The 21,045-nt window shown below is 49.4% G+C and carries 15 protein-coding genes; 10 read left to right on the top strand and 5 right to left on the bottom strand.

The window, feature by feature from the left end; genetic code table 11:
- Positions 1-8: 8 nt before the first annotated feature.
- Positions 9-3,398 (bottom strand): preprotein translocase subunit SecA, encoded by a 3,390-nt coding sequence (gene secA, locus FN808_RS00345; protein ID WP_142712558.1) that lies wholly within the window; start codon positions 3,396-3,398, stop codon positions 9-11.
- 220 nt (positions 3,399-3,618) lie between these two features.
- Between secA and rpmH the strand changes: the two genes are divergently transcribed.
- The 6 genes from rpmH (at position 3,619) to FN808_RS00315 (ending at position 8,713) form a co-directional block, all read left to right on the top strand.
- On the top strand, positions 3,619-3,774 hold the full coding sequence (rpmH, locus tag FN808_RS00340; protein WP_073061627.1) for a 50S ribosomal protein L34: 156 nt from the start codon (positions 3,619-3,621) through the stop codon (positions 3,772-3,774).
- Complete coding sequence (gene rnpA / locus FN808_RS00335; protein ID WP_142712557.1) at positions 3,755-4,189, top strand: ribonuclease P protein component; 435 nt, start codon at positions 3,755-3,757, stop codon at positions 4,187-4,189. The genes rpmH and rnpA overlap by 20 nt, the downstream gene beginning before the upstream one ends.
- A complete protein-coding gene (gene yidD / locus FN808_RS00330; protein WP_142712556.1) occupies positions 4,186-4,419 on the top strand; it encodes a membrane protein insertion efficiency factor YidD in 234 nt (77 codons plus the stop codon). Before rnpA ends, yidD begins: the two co-directional genes overlap by 4 nt.
- Before the next feature lie 14 nt (positions 4,420-4,433).
- The gene (gene yidC, locus FN808_RS00325) at positions 4,434-6,221 is read left to right on the top strand and encodes a membrane protein insertase YidC (protein ID WP_142712555.1); all 1,788 of its coding nucleotides are present in this window, start codon (positions 4,434-4,436) and stop codon (positions 6,219-6,221) included.
- Between the two features lie 162 nt (positions 6,222-6,383).
- A complete protein-coding gene (locus tag FN808_RS00320) occupies positions 6,384-7,304 on the top strand; it encodes a type I restriction enzyme HsdR N-terminal domain-containing protein (protein WP_142712554.1) in 921 nt (306 codons plus the stop codon).
- Between the two features lie 74 nt (positions 7,305-7,378).
- Positions 7,379-8,713: an aminopeptidase P family protein gene (locus FN808_RS00315; RefSeq protein ID WP_142712553.1), complete on the top strand. Its 1,335-nt coding sequence runs from the start codon at positions 7,379-7,381 to the stop codon at positions 8,711-8,713.
- Positions 8,714-8,949: 236 nt separating this feature from the next.
- Here FN808_RS00315 and FN808_RS00310 read toward each other — a convergent pair whose 3' ends face one another.
- Positions 8,950-9,903 carry a TolB family protein gene (locus tag FN808_RS00310; protein ID WP_221929862.1) on the bottom strand — a complete coding sequence of 318 codons (954 nt, stop codon included), beginning with the start codon at positions 9,901-9,903 and terminating at the stop codon, positions 8,950-8,952.
- A 95-nt stretch (positions 9,904-9,998) separates the two neighbouring features.
- The gene (locus FN808_RS00305) at positions 9,999-11,672 is read right to left on the bottom strand and encodes a UDP-N-acetylmuramoyl-tripeptide--D-alanyl-D-alanine ligase (RefSeq protein ID WP_142712552.1); all 1,674 of its coding nucleotides are present in this window, start codon (positions 11,670-11,672) and stop codon (positions 9,999-10,001) included.
- Between the two features lie 121 nt (positions 11,673-11,793).
- Here FN808_RS00305 and FN808_RS00300 point away from each other — a divergent pair, with 121 nt between their 5' ends.
- Positions 11,794-12,801, top strand: coding sequence for a sugar phosphate nucleotidyltransferase (locus tag FN808_RS00300; RefSeq protein WP_142712551.1), 1,008 nt, complete (start codon positions 11,794-11,796; stop codon positions 12,799-12,801).
- A gap of 47 nt (positions 12,802-12,848) precedes the next feature.
- Here the strand turns inward: FN808_RS00300 and FN808_RS00295 are convergent, their stop codons facing one another.
- Positions 12,849-13,781, bottom strand: a complete 933-nt coding sequence (locus FN808_RS00295) for a cation diffusion facilitator family transporter (RefSeq protein WP_185958169.1) — start codon at positions 13,779-13,781, stop codon at positions 12,849-12,851.
- A gap of 188 nt (positions 13,782-13,969) precedes the next feature.
- Between FN808_RS00295 and FN808_RS00290 the strand changes: the two genes are divergently transcribed.
- Complete coding sequence (locus FN808_RS00290) at positions 13,970-15,382, top strand: CCA tRNA nucleotidyltransferase (protein WP_142712549.1); 1,413 nt, start codon at positions 13,970-13,972, stop codon at positions 15,380-15,382.
- A 62-nt stretch (positions 15,383-15,444) separates the two neighbouring features.
- Positions 15,445-16,311 (top strand): 4-(cytidine 5'-diphospho)-2-C-methyl-D-erythritol kinase, encoded by an 867-nt coding sequence (gene ispE, locus FN808_RS00285; RefSeq protein WP_142712548.1) that lies wholly within the window; start codon positions 15,445-15,447, stop codon positions 16,309-16,311.
- Positions 16,312-16,399: 88 nt separating this feature from the next.
- On the opposite strand, the gene FN808_RS00280 is transcribed toward ispE, so the two are convergent.
- On the bottom strand, positions 16,400-17,932 hold the full coding sequence (locus tag FN808_RS00280; protein ID WP_142712547.1) for a hypothetical protein: 1,533 nt from the start codon (positions 17,930-17,932) through the stop codon (positions 16,400-16,402).
- Between the two features lie 638 nt (positions 17,933-18,570).
- Here FN808_RS00280 and FN808_RS00275 point away from each other — a divergent pair.
- The gene (locus FN808_RS00275; RefSeq protein ID WP_142712546.1) at positions 18,571-21,039 is read left to right on the top strand and encodes a glycogen/starch/alpha-glucan phosphorylase; all 2,469 of its coding nucleotides are present in this window, start codon (positions 18,571-18,573) and stop codon (positions 21,037-21,039) included.
- Positions 21,040-21,045 lie beyond the last annotated feature (6 nt).

Below are 21,045 nucleotides of genomic sequence, written 5' to 3'. Positions count from 1 at the left end.
GTCGACAACTATTTTTCAATGAGTACCCAGCTGTCTTTTTCAATCATTCGCTTGGCTTTTTTCCACTTGATATCGATGACTTCGCCGCTGCTCATATTCTGAATTTTGACGTAGTCATTGCGCCCCGGTTCTTCTTCTACAGTAACGGGCTCGGGCTTCTTATCACTTCTTTTTTGCTGCTGCCCACCGTTTTTATTCTGTTGAGCTCCGGTTTTAAAGCCCATGTTGGTGGCATCCGAATGTTCCGTCTTGGCTTCGTTCATGTTTACTTTGGCTCGCTGTTTGGGAGCCTGTTTCATGCGCTGCTGATCGGCCTGCATTTCAGGTATCGCTTTCCATATGAGAGAAATAGCTTCCTGGTTGATTTCATCCAGCAGCTGTTTAAACATCTCAAATGCTTCGCGTTTGTATTCCAGGAGCGGATCTTTCTGACCGAAAGCCCGAAGCCCGATACCCTCTTTTACGGCATCAAGCTCGCGCAGGTGGTTCATCCATTTGTCATCGATGATCGAAAGGATGGCCGACCGCTCCAGGGCCCGGGCTACTTCATGGCCTTCATTTTCCAGGGCATTCTCGACGTCGACAACCACACGCATGCGGCGGATACCATCAGTGAAAATAACCTGAACTTTGGTTGGTTTATCCTCTGCGTCGGAAGCTTCAATATTTTTGATGACCTCATAAAGTGGTTTTGAAATCATCTCTTCCTTTTGACGGTAAACCTCGTAAGCCCTTTCGATGATGTGATCGATCAGCAGGTCCTCGCCCATTTGTCCCATCTCTTCGCGTTCAAGCTCAATATCAACGGCAAGAAAGCGTAAAATGGTATCGTGGATTTCATCCAGCTCGCCATTGGGGTAATGCTGTTCGACCACACTTTCAACGAGATCCTCCAGCATGTTGTAGATGTCGCTGCGCAGCTCATCGCCCGAGAGGGCATGTTTGCGACGCGAATAGATAACTTCGCGCTGGTTGTTGAGCACATCGTCGTACTCCAGCTGTTTTTTCCGGATGCTGAAGTTATTTTGCTCCACTTTGGACTGGGCCCGCTCCAGCGACTTGGTAATCCAGGAATGAGTGATGACCTCGCCTTCTTCAAAGTTGAGGCGGTCCATCACTTTGGCTACCCGGTCGGAGCCGAAGAGCTGCATCAGATCATCTTCAAGTGAGACGTAAAACTGTGACTCACCCGGATCGCCCTGACGTCCTGAACGACCGCGAAGCTGCAAGTCTATTCGGCGGGAGTCGTGACGCTCGGTTCCCAGGATGGCCAGCCCGCCCTTTTCCTTGACGCCCGGGGCCAGCTTGATGTCGGTACCGCGGCCCGCCATGTTGGTGGCAACCGTGACGGCCCCCGGCTGTCCCGCAGCAGCGACGATATCACTTTCTTTCGCGTGATGTTTGGCATTCAGTACATTATGCGGAATGTTCGCTCGCTTCAGCATGCGGCTGATGGTTTCAGAAACATCTACGCTGGTGGTACCCACGAGCACGGGTTGTCCCTTCTCATGGTATTCCCGAATCCTGTCGATTGTAGCGTTGTACTTCTCCCGCTTGGTACGGAAAACAAGGTCTTCTTTGTCTTCACGGATGACTGGTTCGTTGGTTGGAATAATGACCACATCGAGGTCATAAATTTCATTAAACTCACCCTCCTCGGTAGCGGCAGTACCGGTCATGCCCGAAAGTTTGTTGTACATCCGGAAATAGTTCTGGAGCGTGATCGTGGCATAGGTCTGGGTGGCTGCCTCCACACTTACATTTTCCTTGGCCTCGATAGCCTGGTGGAGTCCATCGGAATAGCGGCGTCCCGACATGACACGGCCAGTATGCTCATCCACAATCTGCACCTTGCCTTCCTGCACGATATATTCTTCTTCCCGTTCAAACAGGGTGTAGGCCTTGAGCAGCTGGTTTACCGTGTGGATGCGGTCGCTGCGTTCGGCAAAAAGACGATGGAGTTCGTTAAAGCGGTGTTCACGCTCCTGCTCAACCTCTTGTTTGGCTTCTTTAATCTTCTTCTCTTTATAGTCTTGGCTGAACTCATCGTTTTCTCTGATCTTGTTGATCTTCTCCTCCCTCAGACCATCAATCTCTTCTTCAATTTTGGAGGTCTCGGTCCCAAGATCAGGGATGATAAAAAAATCGCTGTCCTCGTCGGTCCGGGTGATGAACTCCTGCCCCTTTTCGGTCATTTCGATATTGTTCATTTTCATATCGACCGAATAGTAGAGCTCCTTGTCTACCTCGGGCAGCCGACGGGCGTTATCCTGCAGGTAGAAGGCCTCGGTTTGCTGAACCAGCTTCTGGTTGGCTGGTATCTGCATCATTTTGCGGAATTGCTTGTTTTTTGGGAAGCCCCGCTGAGCCCGGTACAGGGCAAGTCCGGCTTTTTCTTCATTGCCTTTGTCGAGGTGCTCCTGTCCCTCTTTGACCAGTGAAGCCACCAGCTTTTTCTGTGCGTTGACCAGCGACTCCACACGGGGTTTGAGCTCTTCGAACTTCTGTGATTTGTTATCCTCAGGCACGGGGCCGGAGATGATGAGCGGAGTCCGTGCTTCATCAATAAGAATAGAGTCAATTTCGTCAATGATGGCGAAGTTATGATCGCGCTGGACCAGTTGATCAGCATTGCTCACCATGTTATCGCGCAGGTAATCAAAGCCGAATTCATTATTTGTACCATAGGTGATATCAGCGCGATAGGCTTTGCGGCGCTGTTCAGAATTGGGTTTGTACAGGTCAACACAGTCAACCTCGAGCCCGTGGAAGTTGAACAGTGGTTCGTTCCATTCGGCATCTCGTTTGGCCAGGTAGTTATTGACGGTGACAATATGTACGCCGCGTCCGCTGAGTGCATTCAGGTAGGCAGGCATGATGGCAGCCAGGGTCTTGCCTTCCCCGGTTTTCATTTCGGCAATTTTGCCCTGGTGCATGGCTATGGCACCTGCCAGCTGTACATCATAGGGGATCATGCCCCATTCATTCATGCTGCCGCCCACTTTCCATTTTTTGCCGATGAACCGGCGACAGGTGTCTTTCATGACCGCAAAGGCTTCGGGCAAAATCTCATCCAGTACCGATTCAATAGTGTCGGTATGCTCTTGTTCCAGCTCATCCAGTTCTTCGGACAGCTCACGCCGCCGGTCAACGGATAACTCTTCATTGCTGTTTAGTACCTCCTTGATGGAAGCAATATCCTCGGTGACCTCCCGGGTCGCATCGGTCACCTGCTGGCGGAAAGAAGCGGTTTTTTCTTTAAGCTCTTCGTCAGAGAGATCCTTCATCTGCTCGTAGTGCTCATTGATCTCGTCAACGATGGGCCAGATTTTCTTGAGATCACGCTCGCTTTTTGTTCCGAAGATGCTGGTTAGAATGTCACCTATTTTATCGAACATATAAGAATTTGTCTTATCCGAAGTGAGTTATGTGAATTATCAAAGTTACGGCTTACACAGAGCCTGTTCAAATTAATTAGAACTTTAAGCCACTTTTTATTGAACATACTATTGCTGCTCTCCGTTATTGTAACCCATAAATTATGGTTCTTATTGTCTAAATTTATTTTTAAATTAGGGGTCTATCTACGAATTGAAGTTTTCATTAACCGATTTACCGATGAAACGTACGTATCAACCAAGTAAACGCAAACGTAAGAATAAGCACGGATTCCGTAAGCGTAACAGCAGCAAAAACGGAAAAAAAGTATTGAAAAAGCGTCGTAAAAAAGGACGCCATCGTCTGACTGTAAGCGATGACAAAGGACCGAAGTAATCATTCTTCGACCTCTGACGGTGATTTTAGTTTACCCAGAGCAAAAATCCTGAGGGGCCGAAAGAATTTTCAACGACTCTTCGAACGAGATGTACGTATTCTTCGCAGCAACCATCTGCAGCTAAGGTATCATCTGACCGATGATCCGTCTTTCGGCTGCCTCATGGGTTTTATTGTAAAAAAAAGTTTGGGCGATGCCCATAAAAGAAATCGTATGAAACGGCTTCTCCGAGAGGCCTATCGGCTTCACCAGTATATGTTGTCGGATCCATTGCATCAGATCCAGCGCACATTTCACGGGGCGTTCATGGCAAAGAATATACATGCTACTTTTGACGAGATAGAGCAGGACGTGACGGCTTTGCTCGCACAAGTACGAGATCAACTCCCTACCATTTCGTCCGATAATTCATGAAATATCTTTTCATAGGGCTTATTCGCATATATCAGCTGGCCATTTCTCCGTGGATGCCGAAAAGTTGCCGATATCATCCCACCTGCAGCGCCTACGGCATAGAAGCATTGCAAAAGCACGGGGCGATGAAAGGATTGTGGCTCACCGTCAAGCGTATTAGTCGATGTCATCCCTGGGGTGATGAGGGATATGACCCCGTACCCGAACCCAAAACAGAAACAAAATTTTAGACTGAGGATTTCTCTTGGATCGTAATACCGTAACCGGACTAATACTTATCTTATTTGTAATGGTTGCATGGGCCTATTTTACCATGCCCACCGAACAGGAACTTCGAGAGCGCCAGGCCGAACAGGCTCGCCAGGACAGTATAGCCGCTGTCCAGGCTGACACCCAGCAGGTTGAACAGCCCGCTGATGAACCTGAGCAGCAGGCGGGCATGCCGTCTGTCGGGGCTGAGGAAGAGGACAAACCACAGGAAATGGGCTCTTTTTCAGCGGCCAGTATCAGGGACACGTCAGAAATACAGGTGGAAACGCCGCTTTTCAAGGCCACATTTACCAATGTGGGGGCAGGACCGGCTCAAATTACCTTGAAAGAGTACGAAACATGGAACCATCAGCCGGTACGGATGATTGAGGATACCTCGCAGTCGGCTTATTCTCTGGGATTCTTGACGAATGAGAACTATAATGTTGAAACGGATGAACTGGTTTTTGAACCCCTCTCCGACTCCAGGAGTATCGTTCTTGGGGAAGGGGAGACCCGGGAGCTGAAGTATGCCCTGAATCTTAGCGACAACCAGCGCCTGCTGTACACTTATACCATTAATGCGGACTCCTATGAAATAGATCTCGATATCCAGTTTGAGGGGCTTGAACAGGTGGTGATCGGAGGGACAGTGGACTTTGGCTGGAAACCCCAGCTGCGGTTTACCGAAAAAGACGCCAGTACCGAAGCGACCTATGCTTCTGCTTATGTTTATACGGGCGGTGAGCTGGAACAACTGAAACTCAGTGAGGCGGGACAGAAGGAGAATAACTACAACGGGGCCATCGACTGGGTGGCAACACGCACCAAGTTCTTTTCACAGATCATAAAAACGGACAACTCCACGCAGGGAGCCCTGCTCATCGGCGAGCAAACCGGGTCGTCCGAACAGTCTACAACCGACCATCACTACAGATCTTATCTGACCACGGATATTTCGCCGCAGAATACGGTCTCTTACCAGATGTATGTGGGGCCATTGGCCTATAGAAGCCTGAAAGATTACCATGAAGTGGCCTATAACATGGTAGATGTCGGGTATTCCTGGCTGCGTTGGTTCTCCGATCCGCTCGTAAAATATATCATTATCCCGTATTTCGGCTTCGTAGACGACTTTATGAATATCGGCCTGGCTATCATTCTCTTTGCCGTATTAATTAAGCTGATACTTTATCCGTTGACCAAAAAGAGCTACCGGAGTATGGCGGCTATGAAAGAGCTGCAGCCCGAAATGCAGGAAATCAAGGAAAAGTATGCCGATGATCCTGAGAAGCAGCAGAAAGCAACAATGAAACTGTATAAGGAATCCGGGGTTAATCCACTCGGAGGCTGCCTGCCTAACCTGCTGCAGCTTCCCATCCTGATTACACTTTGGCGCTTTTTTCAGAATTCAATTCTTATTCGACAACAGGAATTTCTGTGGGCCAGTGACCTCTCCGCCCCGGACTATATCCTGAGCCTTCCGTTTAGCATCCCCTTCCTCGGCGACCAGGTAGCTGGATTTGTACTGCTTATGACGGGAGCGATGTTCCTGCAAAGTAAGCTGACGGGGGGCATGGGACCCAGCGGTGGCGGCGGTGCTGCCGGCGGACCGAATATGAAGGCCCTTCAGTATGTATTCCCCTTTATGCTGTTGTTCATTTTTAACAACTTCGCAGCGGGGCTGAGTCTATACTATCTTATTTACAATCTTGTTTCCATTGCCCAGCAGTTACTTATTTACCGGCAAATGGATAAAGAGAAAGAGGCCGCTGCTGCTTAGGCATCACAGGCAATGGTATTTGAAAGGCTCCGGATGACCGGGGCCTTTTTTATTTGAAGCTCTCATGGGAATCTGTTTTACTAACGGTCACAGATATATAAATATGCCGGGTATCCAAGGCACCATGACGTTAATGCCAAATCATCGCTATATTTAACTCCTATGAAAAGTATTGCTACCTTCATATACCCCCGGGTGGTTTGGCGGGAGGGCCGGAAGATGCTCTGGAATCCCATTCATCGGCAGCCCATGAAAAACCGCCCGGAGGAACGAGTGCGGCTGCGTATTATTGAGTATCTGCTGTTGGCCGGATGGTCTATCCACCGGATCTCAACGGAGGAGAAGATTGGAAAATTAGCTGATACGGGCATGCGTACGGACATTATTTGTTACAGCCAGGAGTTTGAGCCGCGTATTCTGGTTGAATGCAAGGCTGAGCATATCCCCATTACCCGCAAAACAGCCGAGCAGGTGGCCCGGTACAACCAGCAGGTCGGCTCACCTTACCTGCTGATGTCGAATGGAATTGCTGATTTTTGGTACGTCGTCCGGGATGGACAGGTGGAGGTTCTCGACAAACAGCCGGACTTTCTATATTCCGATGGGATACCATTGCCGGACTATGGTTTTAAGGACTGGGATCGCCGGGGTTTTGCAGGAGCGGAAGCCTCTCCGGCACTCAGGAAGTGGCTGGTGAGGCTCTTGCCGGGGCTGTGGCATGAACAAGCCCCCTCTAATATCCGGTTTTTGACATTCAGTCAACAGCTGATTGATCTTGATTTGAGCCACTACTACCTGATCAAGCCGATAAATAAACAGCGCCGGCTGGCTCTTACCACCTTGACTACAGCCTACGGCGGAAGCCGCATGGTGGCAATCCTGAATGAAAACAACAACAACCGGGGGGTCATAGAGATTAATCTTGACCTGCTATTTGAGGGAGCGCATAAAAACAGTACAATATATTCTGAGGCAGGTACCTGCACGATTGATGTCAGGGATTTTGTTGATTTGCCCGATACAACGGATGCTGAACTGCTCACAGAACAAATCCCCCGGGTGTTCTTGGAATACCTTGAGTAGCGCGGGATGAACACAGTTTTAGAGATGCGATTTTTCTCGTAACTTCCCAATTCATTTTCACAAAGCCATTGGATATGCATCATTTACATCGTGATAAACTGTTTTCATTGTTTGATGAAGAGGAGAATGCAATTGTATACATGAAGGGGGCCGAGTTGATGTATCGGTATGATACGGATTATGAGTTCCCCTTTCGGCAGGAATCAAACTTCTGGTATCTGACCGGTGTAAATGAGCCCGATTTTCACCTTGTGCTCGATTTGAACAAGCAGGAATATCACCTTTTTGCACCGAATCGGAATGCCCAGTATGCCGTTTGGCATGGACATGTGAAAAGCAAAGAGCAATATCAGGAGGAATATCAGCCTGATCACCTGCACGTTGAAGGAAAACTGCCCCAGGTACTCAGAGAACTGGACCCCGACAAAATATACTGTGTTGACGAGGTTCAGGCAGAGTTTATTGAGGAGTTTGACCGCAAGACTCCCATTGATTTGGATGACCTGCCGGAAGCCATTACGCATTGTCGCGTCTTTAAAACGGGCTGGGAGCTGGATCAGATGCGGGAGGCGGCCCGGGTTAATAATATTGCCCATCGCGGCGTTTTGGAGACTCTGGAGCCTGGAAAATTTGAATACGAGATGAAAGCGGTCTTTGATTATCACCAGATCAGAAATGGCCTGCTTCAGGATGCCTATAACGGAATTTTTGCAACCGGCAGGAACAGCGCTATCCTCCATTATGTCGAAAATAATCGACAGATTAAAAGCGAGGACCTGTTTTTGATCGACGCGGGTTTTGAATACAACGGATACGCTTCTGATATTACGCGGACGTATCCGGCCAGCGGCACCTTTACTTCGCGGCAGGCCGCAGTCTATGACGCCGTGCTGGAAGCCCAAAAGCAGGTGATTGAGGCCGCCAAGCCGGATGTCAAGATGGAGGATATCCATGTGATGGCCGCCCGTCTGATGATGGAGGGACTCAGGGATGCCGGTATTGTTTCCGGATCTATCGATGATCTGATGGAGGAGGATGTTTTTGCGCTCTTTTTCCCCCATGGGCTGGGGCACTTTCTGGGACTGGATACCCACGATGTGGGAGGATACCCTAAAGGGGTGGACCGCATCGAGCGTCCGGGTGTGAAGTACCTGAGAACACGTCGCACGCTTCAGTCGGGGATGGTGTTGACCGTTGAACCGGGACTTTATTTTATCCCCGCCTTGTTAAAGCCGGCCCTGGAGGACGAGAAAATGGCTTCGTTTCTGAATGCGTCCATACTCCGGGAGATGATGGAATTCGGAGGGGTGCGCATAGAAGATAATCTTGTGATTACAGAGGAGGGATACGAAAACCTGACGGATGTTCCCAAAGAGCGGGCTGACATAGAAAAGGTGATGAAAAAATAGCATGTATTGGAACCGGTGTTATCACCAAGCGTAAGCTCGTCAGCAGCCGGCTGGGGGGGCGCTGAAAAGTAAGTGCGTATGCAGGAAGTTAATGCATAAAGCCGTCATAAGTGTCTTGCCCGTGAGGGCTTTCCAGGCCTGTTTCGTTAATCATCAAAAAGTGATAGCGAAGCGGCCAAGGAAGCACGGAGCTGGATTACAAGTTTACGGTAGCCCGTTCATTGTCGGGTGTTCAATTATGGAGAGACAAACTCATAACTGACAAAAGCAAAACGTTTGCTATCTGGCGACCATGAAGGAACATTGATGGTTCCCTGTCCCCCGAAGAGCTCTACGACAACTTCAGGGGTCTCTCCCTCCAGGGGCATCAGACGCAGCACCACCTCTTTAAAGGGCGGATGGCCTTCGACATCGGCATCATAGGAAAGAAAGACCACCTTTTCTCCATCCGGTGAGATATGGGGAAACCAGTCGCCATATTCCTCCTTGGAGGTCAATTGCTGAATGTCTGAACCATCGGGATGCATACGGTAAATTTTCATAACACCGGACCGTACAGAATTGAAATAGATCCACTTGCCGTCCGGTGTATATTCCGCACCGTCATCAAGACCGGGAGCAGTGGTCAGCCTGGTTTCTGCTCCTCCTTCAACAGGAATGGCATAAAGATCAAATTCACCGTTGCGCTGGGCCGGATAGACCAGGGTGCTTCCGTCGGGCGACCACCCGTGCCAGTACGACGGCGCCCGGGGAGTGACCAGGCGGGGCGTCCCGCCCTCAGCCGGAAGGACATAGATTTTGGATCCCTCGCCTTCAGGTGAATGACTTACGGCCAGCCACTGCCCGTCGGGGGAGAAGCCATGATCGTTATTGCAGTTGGTGGCAAAACCGGTATCGAGCTGCTCGGGTTCTCCGCCGCCTACCGGAAGGGTATACAGTTTGCCTTCACTGTTGAAAAGGAAATAGCTTCCGTCGGGCGACCAGTTGGGGGCTTCTATGTGATTTCTGGTGCGGTAGACAACCTTGCGCTGACCGGTTTCTATATTATATGTTTCAAGCTTGCTCACAAGAACGCTGTCGGTCTGGGCGTGGCCTGATATTGGTACCATTAAAAGAAGGGTGAGAACAAGGATAGACAGGAGGAGCTCTTGCTGTTCTATTGAAACAATATTCTTGGGGAAAAAGATCATAATACCGGGTCCTAAAAATTAAAGTCTATGGATATATCAGCAAATATAGCGTTTTTTTCAAGTCGGGACGTTTATTCCAGGCCCAGGATGGGCTGCTATTCATCAAAACTGTCGGGAAGGTCATTTTCATAGAGCACGATATCTCCTGAGCGGGCAAAATCCTGAAGAAGACGGTTGGCTTCTGTCAGGCTCCCGACGGTCTTTACCTTTTCGGGGCTGAAGCCGGCCGCGCTGATGCCTTCGCGTATGGGTTCGGTCTGTTTTTGGCCGACCAGGATGACCAGGTCCAGGTTGGCTTCTCCAATTTGCCGGCCAAAGGAGCGGTTTTTCTCTTCCTGGATATCACCCAGCTCAACCATACCCGGTGTGATGATGATGCGCCTTCCGCTGTTGAACTGAGCAAGGATGTCTACCGCATTTTTAGCTCCGACGGGGTTGGAATTAAAAGCATCATCAATAACCGTAAGTTCTCCCTGCTGTTTGAGTTCCAGCCGGTGTTCTACCGGTTCCATGCGTGCCGCTGCCATTGCCATGGTTGGCAGACGCATCCCCAGGGATTGGGCAACACCAATCGCCAAGAGCATGTTTTGTACATTATGGGCCCCCAGCAGCCGTGTACGAAAGATTTCAGAGGTTCCATCGGCCGTGGTGGTAAACTGCATCCCCTGCTGGTTGTACCGGATGTCTGAAGCCCGGATGTCGCCATTGTTGATGCCCGTCTGGACAATGGTCAGGTCGGTGCGAAGGTTGGCCATGGCAGCCACCCGTTCATCATCGGCATTCAGTATGGCTGTACCGTTTTGCCGTGTTCGTTTGACAAGGGTTGACTTGGTTCGCGCAATAGCATCCTGCGAGCCGAAGGTCTCGAGGTGGGCGATGCCAACATTGGTAACGACTGCAATATCCGGTTCCGCAATATCACAGAGTTCATCGATATTTCCTTCATAGCGGGCACCCATCTCAAGGACGAGAATCTGGTGATGGGCTTCCAGATCGTTGTTGATGACTTTGCAGATGCCCATCGGGGTGTTGTAACTGCCCGGCGTGGCACAGACCGAAAAGCGTTCGTTGAGCAGGTCCCTGATCATGAATTTAGTGCTTGTTTTACCGTAGCTGCCGGTGATGGCTATAACAGTTAGATCGGACATGCGATCCAGTTTTTGCTTGGCCAGTTTTATGAAATGACGGTGCACATAATTTTCTATTGGCTTGGTCACCATGGCAGCGGGAAAAATGAGAAAAGGGACGAGCGCATTGCCAAGTACCCATCCAAACGTCAGGATATAGATTTCTGCCGAGTATAAAATGTCAGTATTGATCTGTGCATTGATAAAGGGAATATTCCCGGTAAAGGCGATGTAAGAGGTCAGGGCTGGCAGCAGGATCGTGAAAAGGACAAAGGGGATGGTCAGGCGAATCATCCGCGGAGTGAAAACAAGAGGCTTTTTGGCCTTTTCACTGCGGTAGTAATTGAAGGGCCCAAACCAGGATATTCCAAAAAGGGTTAAAATGACAATGGCTGTGCTGCCCGTGATGGCAGACGAGAGAAAGAAAAGGAGTATGGCTATAATCATATTGTAGAGCACGTGCTCGGGAGTGATGACCCGCTGGTTCCAGTGCTGGATCATCCACTGCCAAAATTCACCAGGCTTGTAGCCGCTCTGCTGGAAAATATGTAAATAATAACGACCCCGGAGCATGGTATGGCGTGTCATGACAATGACAAAAAGCAGGATCAGTCCGTTAATGATGTTTAAATACCAATTCAATAGTGTCCTGGTTTTCTTTGAGGATTAGCACTTGATGTAAAGTCGCTAAAGTATGGAACTTCTGTTATATTATTGGCCTTTACAATTACGATAAACTTTTCATCTAAATTCGTTCAAATATATGAAATTAATAATCCCAATGGCAGGTCGGGGTACGAGAGTCCGACCTCACTCCCACACTGTTCCCAAACCATTGCTGCCGGTAGCCGGTAAAATGATTGTTGAACGTATTGTGGAGACGTTTGCGCGTACGCTGGACCGTGATATCACTGAAATTGTATTTATCCTGGGTCCTGATTTCGGCCAGGAAATCAAGGATGCCCTGAAGGAGATGAGCACCCGGCATAACGCAAAAGCATCTTTCCGTGTGCAGGAGACGGCACAGGGAACGGCCCATGCCGTCTATTGTGCAGAACAGGATTTGAGCGGGGAATGTATTATCGTTTTTGCCGATACCATCTTTGATATGGAAGGGACCGTTTCAATAGAAGATGCCGACAGTGTGATCTGGCTGAAAGAGGTAGAGGATCCTTCCCGTTTTGGCGTGGCAGTCGAAGAGGAAGGGAAAATCACCGATTTTGTGGAAAAGCCCAGCGAGCCGATCTCCAACCTGGCCATCATTGGGGTGTATTATTTCAGGGAGGCCGAAAAACTAAAGGAGGAGATCGAATATTTGCTTGAAAATGACATTCGCGGTCATGGCAGGGAATTTCAGCTTACCGACGCTCTAGACCGGTTGCTCAAAAATGACAATGTGTTCAAGAAGGCGACCGTGGACGAATGGCTGGATTGCGGGACATTGCCGGCCTGGCTGGAAACATCCGGTATTATTGTAGAGAAAGAGTTCCAGGAGGTAGATGAAGACCGCTTTACAGACACCAAAATCATTCCCCCCGTCTATATCGGAGAAGATGTTGAACTTGAAAACTGTATCATTGGTCCTTATGCCAGCATTGCCGGCGGCAGCATGCTGAAAAAATGTACTGTTAAGAACAGCCTGATCCAGGAAGAGGCTTCCCTGCACGACTGCAAGATTGAGAATTCAACCATCGGGCGGTATGTTGAACTGCGCGACGTGGATCAGGAAGTGCATCTGGGCGACCATTCGAAGGTTGGTGTCGAAGTCTGAAAGCAAACGGACTTGTAACCAGCAGAACGTCCAGGCACGAGGACAGGTTATATAAAATCCTCGAGGGGGCGTTCCTGGTCGGCATCCTTGAGCAGGTCGTGAACTTCCTCGTGGTGACCCTCCGGCTCCAGGTGGATGGTAACGATGACATCCCCCGTGACGGCATCAATGAGTCTTTTTTCCAGTGAAGTGGCGTCATTATGAGCAGTTTCAAGGTCGAGCTGTTTTTCAAAGACGGCATGAAGCTCTATCCAGGTAGTGCTGCCGGTGGTCCGGTGACGGAGGTTGTGTACCTCGATCATGCCGCCCGGAAGGTCTTTTGACAACTCCTGCCGTATCAGGCGATCGATTTCCGGGTCGCGCGAATCCATCAGTCCATCCACAGAATAACTGAGCAGCTTAAACCCTTCATACATTATAAAGAAGGCGAGTAAACCCGCGACAATAGAATCAAGCAGCACAAAATCCGTGAACTGAATAATCAGGAGGGTTGCCACGGAACCCGCACTGGTCCAAACGTCGGTAAGCGTATGCTTGCCATTGCTGACGACAATCATATTGCCCTCGCGCCGGCCTACGGTTACAAGGTAGCTGCCCAGTGCTAAATTGATAAGGCCCGCACTGCCGATCAGGTAAGCACCGTTGATCAGTTCTCTCAGGTTATGACCGTAAAGGTAGTCGTTGACAGCCTGGTAGATGATGGTGATACCGGCCAGGATAATAACAGCGCCCTCGATACCTACGGAAAGGAATTCCACCCGTTCATGGCCATACAGATGCTTGTCATCGGCGGGTTTGGTGCTGAGGAGAAGTCCGTAATAGACGAACGATACGGCCAGCAGGTGAATAATGGATTCGGCGGCGTCAGACATGGCCGTTGTGGAGCTGGTAAGCCAAAATCCACTGAGCTTCAGGCCCAGTGAAACCACAGAAACCAGCAGGCTGATGCGCAATGCTGTTTTTTCAGGAGATGGTTTCACTTCAAAATGAGGTATATAATTTGACTGAAAGATCCCGCAAAGAATTCCTGAAAGCAAGTGTATTTGTTCTTATTTTTACGCTCATTTTAAAGGCCACTACATCAGCGGATAACCAAATCACCGGGAACGGTCCGTTGCAACAGTGATATTTGGTTATATTCGCTTCCAAGAGTAAAAAAGACAGAACCGTGCAAGATATACATCCCAAACATAACAAAGTATTTGAAGTTATCTCAAAGGCTGGCGAGGAGGTTGGGCAGGATGTGTATGTTGTGGGCGGTTATGTTCGGGATTTTTACCTCAATCGCACCAAGGAGGAAAAAAATCTGGATATAGACTTTGTAACGGTCGGGTCGGGCATTAAGCTGGCCCGAAAGGTCGCTGATCTCCTGGGAACCGACCGGCTGTCGGTGTTCAAACAGTTTGGTACGGCACACATCCGGTATCGGGCTATGGATTTGGAGTTCGTGGGGGCGCGCAAGGAAAGCTACCGGCGCGATTCCCGAAAGCCGATTGTGGAAGATGGTACGCTTCAGGATGATCAGCTGCGTCGCGATTTCACTATTAATGCGCTCTCCTGGTCGCTCAACAGGGAGACCTACGGTCAGCTCATCGATCCCTTTGGCGGAATCCAGGATCTAAAAAAACAGTTGATTCGAACTCCGGTTGATCCGCTGACGACCTTTGATGATGATCCCCTGCGCATGATGCGGGCCATCCGGTTTGCCACGCAGCTGCAGTTTGATATTGCAAAAAAAACCTATCGCGCCATCGAGGAAATGGCTGAACGCATAGAAATTATCTCCAAAGAGCGTATCATCGAGGAGCTCAACAAGATCGTGATGGCTCCCAAGCCTTCGGTGGGTTTTGCCCACTTGTTCAAGACCGGGCTGCTCCATCATTTTTTTCCTGAAATGGTTAAGCTTCACGGCGTCAGCGAGGTTCGCGGCGTCAGGCACAAGGATAATTTCTGGCATACGCTTAAAGTGCTGGACAATGTAGCCGAAATGGGCGGGGACCTCTGGCTGCGGTGGGCGGCGATCATGCACGATATTGCCAAGCCCGCTACACAGAAGTTTGTAAAGGGAACGGGCTGGACCTTTCACGGGCATGATGCGGTGGGGGCCCAGTGGGTCAAACGAATTTTTCGCCGGCTGGGCCTGCCATTGGATGAACGCATGCGCTATGTGCGGAAGATGGTACGGCTGCATTTGCGTCCCATAGCACTGGTTTCGGATGAGGTTACCGACAGTGCCATCCGCCGGCTCATTTATGAGGCGGGCGATGATATTGACGACCTGATGACCTTATGCCGGGCTGACATCACCAGCAAGAATGATTACAAGGTCCAACAGTATAATCGCAACTTTGATTATGTGGAGCAGAAGATCGAAGAAGTGGAAAAGAAAGACCGGATGAGGAAATGGAAAAATCCCATTACCGGGGATGAAATTATGGAGGCCCTCAATATCCGTCCCGGACCTGTAATCGGAGACATTAAAGATGCTATCAAAGAAGCCATCCTGGATGGAGATATTCCCAATGAGCATGATGCTGCCTTTGAATTCATGATGGATATCAAGGACCAGTATATTGACTGATATGCCGGAGACGGTGCTTGAACTGTTCCGGGCGAATTTTAACGATTATAAAACCGAAAACCATGACGTGGATTGCCGAATCATATGCCAAAATTAATTTGGGCCTGCACGTACTGGAACGGCTGCCTACCGGCTATCACCAGATCGAAACGGGCTTTTGTTTTATTGAATGGAGCGATCGTTTTGAGGTGATGCAGGCGCCTGAGACAAAACTGGATATCAGTGATGAGGAAATTCCGACAGGAGAGGGTAATCTTATCAACAAGGCCATCAGGGCCCTGGACCGGTATGTTGGGTTAAAACAGCATTACCATATTAAAGTGGATAAACGCATCCCCGCGGGAGCAGGACTGGGAGGAGGCAGCAGTAATGCGGCTCTGACGCTGCGTATGCTTAACAAGATCGAGAAGATGGGACTCAGCGACGACGAACTAATTGACCTGAGTCGTGATTTGGGTGCGGATATCCCCTTCTTTATCAAGGGGGCAACCGGTATCGGCCGCGGGGTGGGACACGACATAGAGCCGCTGGATATACAGCCCGACCACTGGATTGTCACCTGTTTTCCCAATGAGTCCAGCAGCACGGTCGAGGCCTACCAGCACTGCATGCCGAAGCCGGAACCCGATTTTGATCTCAAGAAGACACTTACCGAAACGGATATCGAGGAGTGGCGATACACCCTGACGAATGATCTGGAGCAGGCGGTTTTTCCGCGTATTCATGTAGCGGGTAATCTCAAAGACCAGATGTACGAGTTTGGGGCCCATTATGCTTCCATGACCGGAAGCGGTTCAGCGGTATATGGCATCTTCGATCAAGATTTTGTGGCCACCAATGCCTACAAGGGATTTCTTGATCTCAACCTCCCCAGTAATCTCACGCGTCCCGGGTTTAAACCCGATTACGGGATCTATCGAAAAGATTAGCAAACAATTGAATTCGCTGATGATGCAGTGAAGGATATGACAGACTGTTGGTTATGGTCCAGAGGTGAACAACAGGCACGGTTTTGTCCTAATTTTGGCCTGTTTCAATAGCAGGGTGAATGCCATAGAGTTTTTTCCTCCGGTCACTGGGATCCGGCTTTTTGAAGATAACCTCCTGTTCGAGGTCGGTGTGTTGCCGGATCTTGTGGTTGAGCGATTTAAGCAGGTCATTGCGCAAACGCCGCCGGTAGTCATAATTGCTGATGTCCGGCCAGAGGTATTCTTCAATTTCCTGGGTTTCCTTACAGATGCCATCCTTCGCCAGGAAACGAAGAAGCTTCCTCTCATTTATGCTCATCCATTCGTAATGGTCCAGTTCATCCAGCGAAAATGCCGGGTCTGCTGTCAGGCTGCCGGAATGCCAGGAGCTCCTGAATGTTATGATGACGGCAGTAAGAACAATAAGAATCAGTATGCCCCAGAACAAGATTTCGGTTCCCGATTCACTGGTCTGCCGGACAGCATGAATGGTATCTTCCGGTATGGAGTAAAGACGGATTGGAGCATGGGACTGATGCGAAAGATAATCGATGCCGACAAAGACAATGTCGCCGTTATTATTGTATAGAAAGCTTGCCGGAAGGAAGACCCGGCTTACCCCGAAATTCAGTTTTATGGGGTCAAAAAGTTGATTTTCGTGCACGTTAAGGGAAGTAAGGAAAATGATATCCCGCGACTGGTTCGTCCGCCACAGGGGGAAGTACCAGGTGTTACTTTCGGTACTGAGGGTGGTGATCGACAGGCGTGCGTTCTTGCTGAATTGCGTGAGTGTGAAGGGGTTGTAGGGTTCGAAGCCCGGAAGGTTGAAGGAAGCTTCGCGGTTCCACCGTTCCTTGTCAAAATCAAAGGACCAGTAATCGTACCGGGTAATCATTTCGGTATACTGATCGTCCTGCCGGTGCTCTTTGGGAGAGGTGCCTCCCAGCAGAAAAAAGCTGTTCTTCTCCGGGTGATAGGTACCGAAAATAGGAGCTTGGGGGGGAGGCATCTCCGAGTTGGGATCAACGGGTTGAACATTCCATTCGTTGATCTGGTAATTATAAAAAGTGAGGATGTTTTTCCAGCTCCAGTAGCCATAGCCTCCAAAACCAAAAAGGGATCCATTGTTATGGAAAAAGGGAGCATGCCCGTATTGATTGCGGTGGTTATGTGACTGGTCGATGCGTCGGATAGAAAAATTGGAGAGCGATATTTCATACATCTGGCCAATCCCGTTCGACCAAAGCTGTAATTTTTCTTTTACCGGGTTATAGCCAAATTGAAAATTTTCGATCCTGTCCGGACGATTTTTCAGGGAGTCAAGAAACTGCCATTTTTCGTTGCTGAGATCAAAGGACCACAGGCCGGATTCAATAAAGACATAGACCTTCTGGCGGAGGGTATCGATGTCAGCAAACAGGAAAGAATCATAGGGATGAAGGGGGCCTTCAGATTCAGAAAGCAGATCGGGTTCCAGACTCTGGGCATGGATCGGTGGCGAAAGTAAGACAGAGGCTCCCCAAAAAATAAAGAAAAAAACGGCGAATACGCTGTATACACAGCAGGTTCTGAACCAGTTCATAAAAATGATGGCAAATCAGGTTGCAGATACGTAGTATGAGCCCGTTGGCAAAAAATAGAAAAAACGGGGTCCCGACCCTTGGTACAATTATATTTCAATATTAAAAAAAGCTATATCAAATAAAACCTGAATATATCAGGGTGGCAGTTGAGAGACTATATTACTGAATAACGACCATCAATAATCAGACTGTTTATCGAGAGAGACGCTTTGAGCGTTTTCATAGTTAATAATCCTATTCAAGATGCATTGTACCCTGGTTGCCGGGTATCATCATAAAAAAGGCACGGTCATCTAAGAGAGAGTGCCTGAAAGGAGCACCTGTTTTGGGTGTGCCCTATTAGACCCCGGTGGGTTTTGAAAACCTGCCGGGGTTTTTGTTTGATAAGCACATCACAGAATAAGGGTGCGATACGTTGTTACTGTCTGACCGGTGTGTTTTTATGCCATTCCTGACCGGTACCGCCGGCAGAGGGGGGTATGAGGCATGCCCGGGCGGAAGTATCCAGGCCGTTGGTACCGGTTTCTAGTTAAGGCGTTCTTGTTCTGCGCCCGCAAGTTCTTTTCATTTTTAATTCTCTATTTTTAATCATTAATTACCGCATTAATTATTCACCCTATTTAAGTTTCTCAATGTTATGCCTACTGATATTCCACACGATCTCCAGCCGCGTACGGGCATGGATGTTGATGCTTTCCGCGAAGATATAAAACAGCATTTACAGTATACGCTGGCTAAAGACCAGTATGTATCCACGGAATGGGATCACTACCACAGTGTGGTGATGACAGTGATGGATCGTTTGCACGACCGTTGGATAGATACGCAGCAGCGCTATTACCAGCAAAAAGCCAAGCGCGTCTACTATCTTTCAATGGAATATCTTATCGGCCGGCTTTTGGACAACATGCTGATCAACCTCGGACTGCAGGATGTCGCCGCAGAAGCTATTGAAGGGCTGGGGCTGGACTATGATGTACTTCGTGAGACGGAAGTGGATGCGGGACTGGGCAATGGAGGGCTGGGGCGGCTTGCAGCCTGTTTCCTTGATTCCATGGCAACGCTGGGGGTGCCTGCCATTGGCTACGGCATTCGCTATGACTATGGCATTTTTGACCAGGATATAGTTGACGGATGGCAGGTTGAAAAGCCGGACCTCTGGCTGGAGTATGGCTACCCCTGGAGCATCGTCCGCCCCCGGAAAAAGTACAAGATACAGTTTTATGGGGAAACAACGGCGAGCAAGGATGCCAGGGGGCGCCTGCATTTCGACTGGGTCAATACACACAAGGTTAATGCACTGGCCTATGATACCCCGATTCCGGGCTTTCAGAACGGGGTCGTGAACACACTCAGGCTGTGGAAAGCTACTTCCGACGAGGGTTTTGATCTGAAAAGTTTCAACCAGGGCGACTATATTGATGCGGTACGCAACAACCTGCTGGAGGAGAATATCTCGCGTGTGCTCTATCCGAATGATAAAGTGTTCAAGGGACAGGAGCTGCGGCTAAAACAGGAATATTTCCTGGTGTCAGCTTCTCTGCAGGACGCCATGCAGCGATTTAAAAAACAGTTTGATGACCTGCGGAAGATACCTGCTCAGATGGCTGTGCAGTGCAACGATACACATCCCAATCTGGCGATCCCGGAGCTTATGCGCGTGCTGATGGATGAAGAGGAGCTCGAATGGGAACCGGCCTGGGATATTGTAACCCGGACGATGAATTATACCAATCATACGCTGATGCCGGAGGCACTGGAACAGTGGCCTGTTTCGCTGATGTCAAACCTGCTGCCCCGTCACACCCAGATTATTCGAGAGATCGATCGCCGTTTCCTGAACACCATCCGGGTGAGCGGCCGCACCAGGGAGCAAAGAGAGCGGATGAGGATTGTCAGCAACGAAATGAATGCCCGCGTACGCATGGGAAATTTGGGCATCGTTGGGGCCAAAAAAGTGAACGGGGTTTCCCAGTTGCACAGTGATTTGATGAAGAAGACCATCTTCAAGGACTTTGCTCAGGAATTCCCCGGAAAGTTTACCAATGTGACCAACGGCATCACGCCCCGCCGCTGGCTGCGCCAGTGCAATCGCGGACTGGCAGGGCTGATATCAGATCGAATTGGGGAGGAGTGGATGACCCACCTGGATCAGCTGAAGAGGGTTCAGGATTTTACCGAAGATGATTCGTTCCGGGAGTCTGTTCAGCAGATCAAGCTCGCCAATAAAAAGAGGTTGGCCGACTATGTTAAAAGGCAGCACGGTGTCGGTATAAATCCGCATTCTATTTTTGATATTCAGATTAAGCGTATTCATGAGTACAAACGCCAGTTGATGGCTGTTATGCATGCTGTTACGCTTTATAATCGACTGAAGGAAAATCCCGGTGCTGATATCGAGCCCCGGACGCTTCTTTTTGCCGGTAAAGCCGCCCCGGGCTATACCATGGCCAAGCTGCATATCAAGCTGATCAACAGTGTGGCGGAGATTATCAACAACGATCCCGATGTTTCAGATACACTGAGAGTATTGTTCTTACCCGATTACAGCGTGTCGCTGGCGGAAAAGATGATCCCGGCGGCCGACCTGTCGGAACAGATTTCCACGGCCGGAATGGAAGCATCAGGTACGGGAAATATGAAGTTTGCGTTAAATGGCGCACTGACGATCGGTACGCTTGACGGGGCGAATATTGAGATCCGTGAGCAGGTAGGTCCTGATAATATTTTCATTTTTGGATTTACCGTGGATGAAATTGATGCCATACGCCAGAATGGCTACGAACCCAAAGCGATCTATGAAGAGGACCAGGAGCTTAAACAGGTGATTGATCAGATCCATAGCGGCTATTTCAGTCCCGAAGCCCCAAACCTGTTCCATCCCATTACCAATGCCCTGCTTAACGAAGGGGACTATTTCATGGTCCTGGGTGATTATCGGTCGTATGTCGACAAGCAGGCAGAGGTGGAACGGGTATACAAGCAGCAGCCGGAGTGGACCCGCAAAGCCATTATTAATATTGCGAATATGGGGCACTTTTCCTCGGATCGTTCGATCCGTGATTACTGTGAACGTATCTGGGATGTTGAGGTGAGAGAGGGCTGACTGCCT

It is taken from the genome of Fodinibius sediminis, assembly GCF_900182555.1.
Taxonomy (GTDB): Bacteria; Bacteroidota; Rhodothermia; order Balneolales; family Balneolaceae; genus Fodinibius; species Fodinibius sediminis.
Note: the sequence above shows the minus strand (reverse complement) of the source record. Positions and strands in the feature narration are given on the sequence as shown.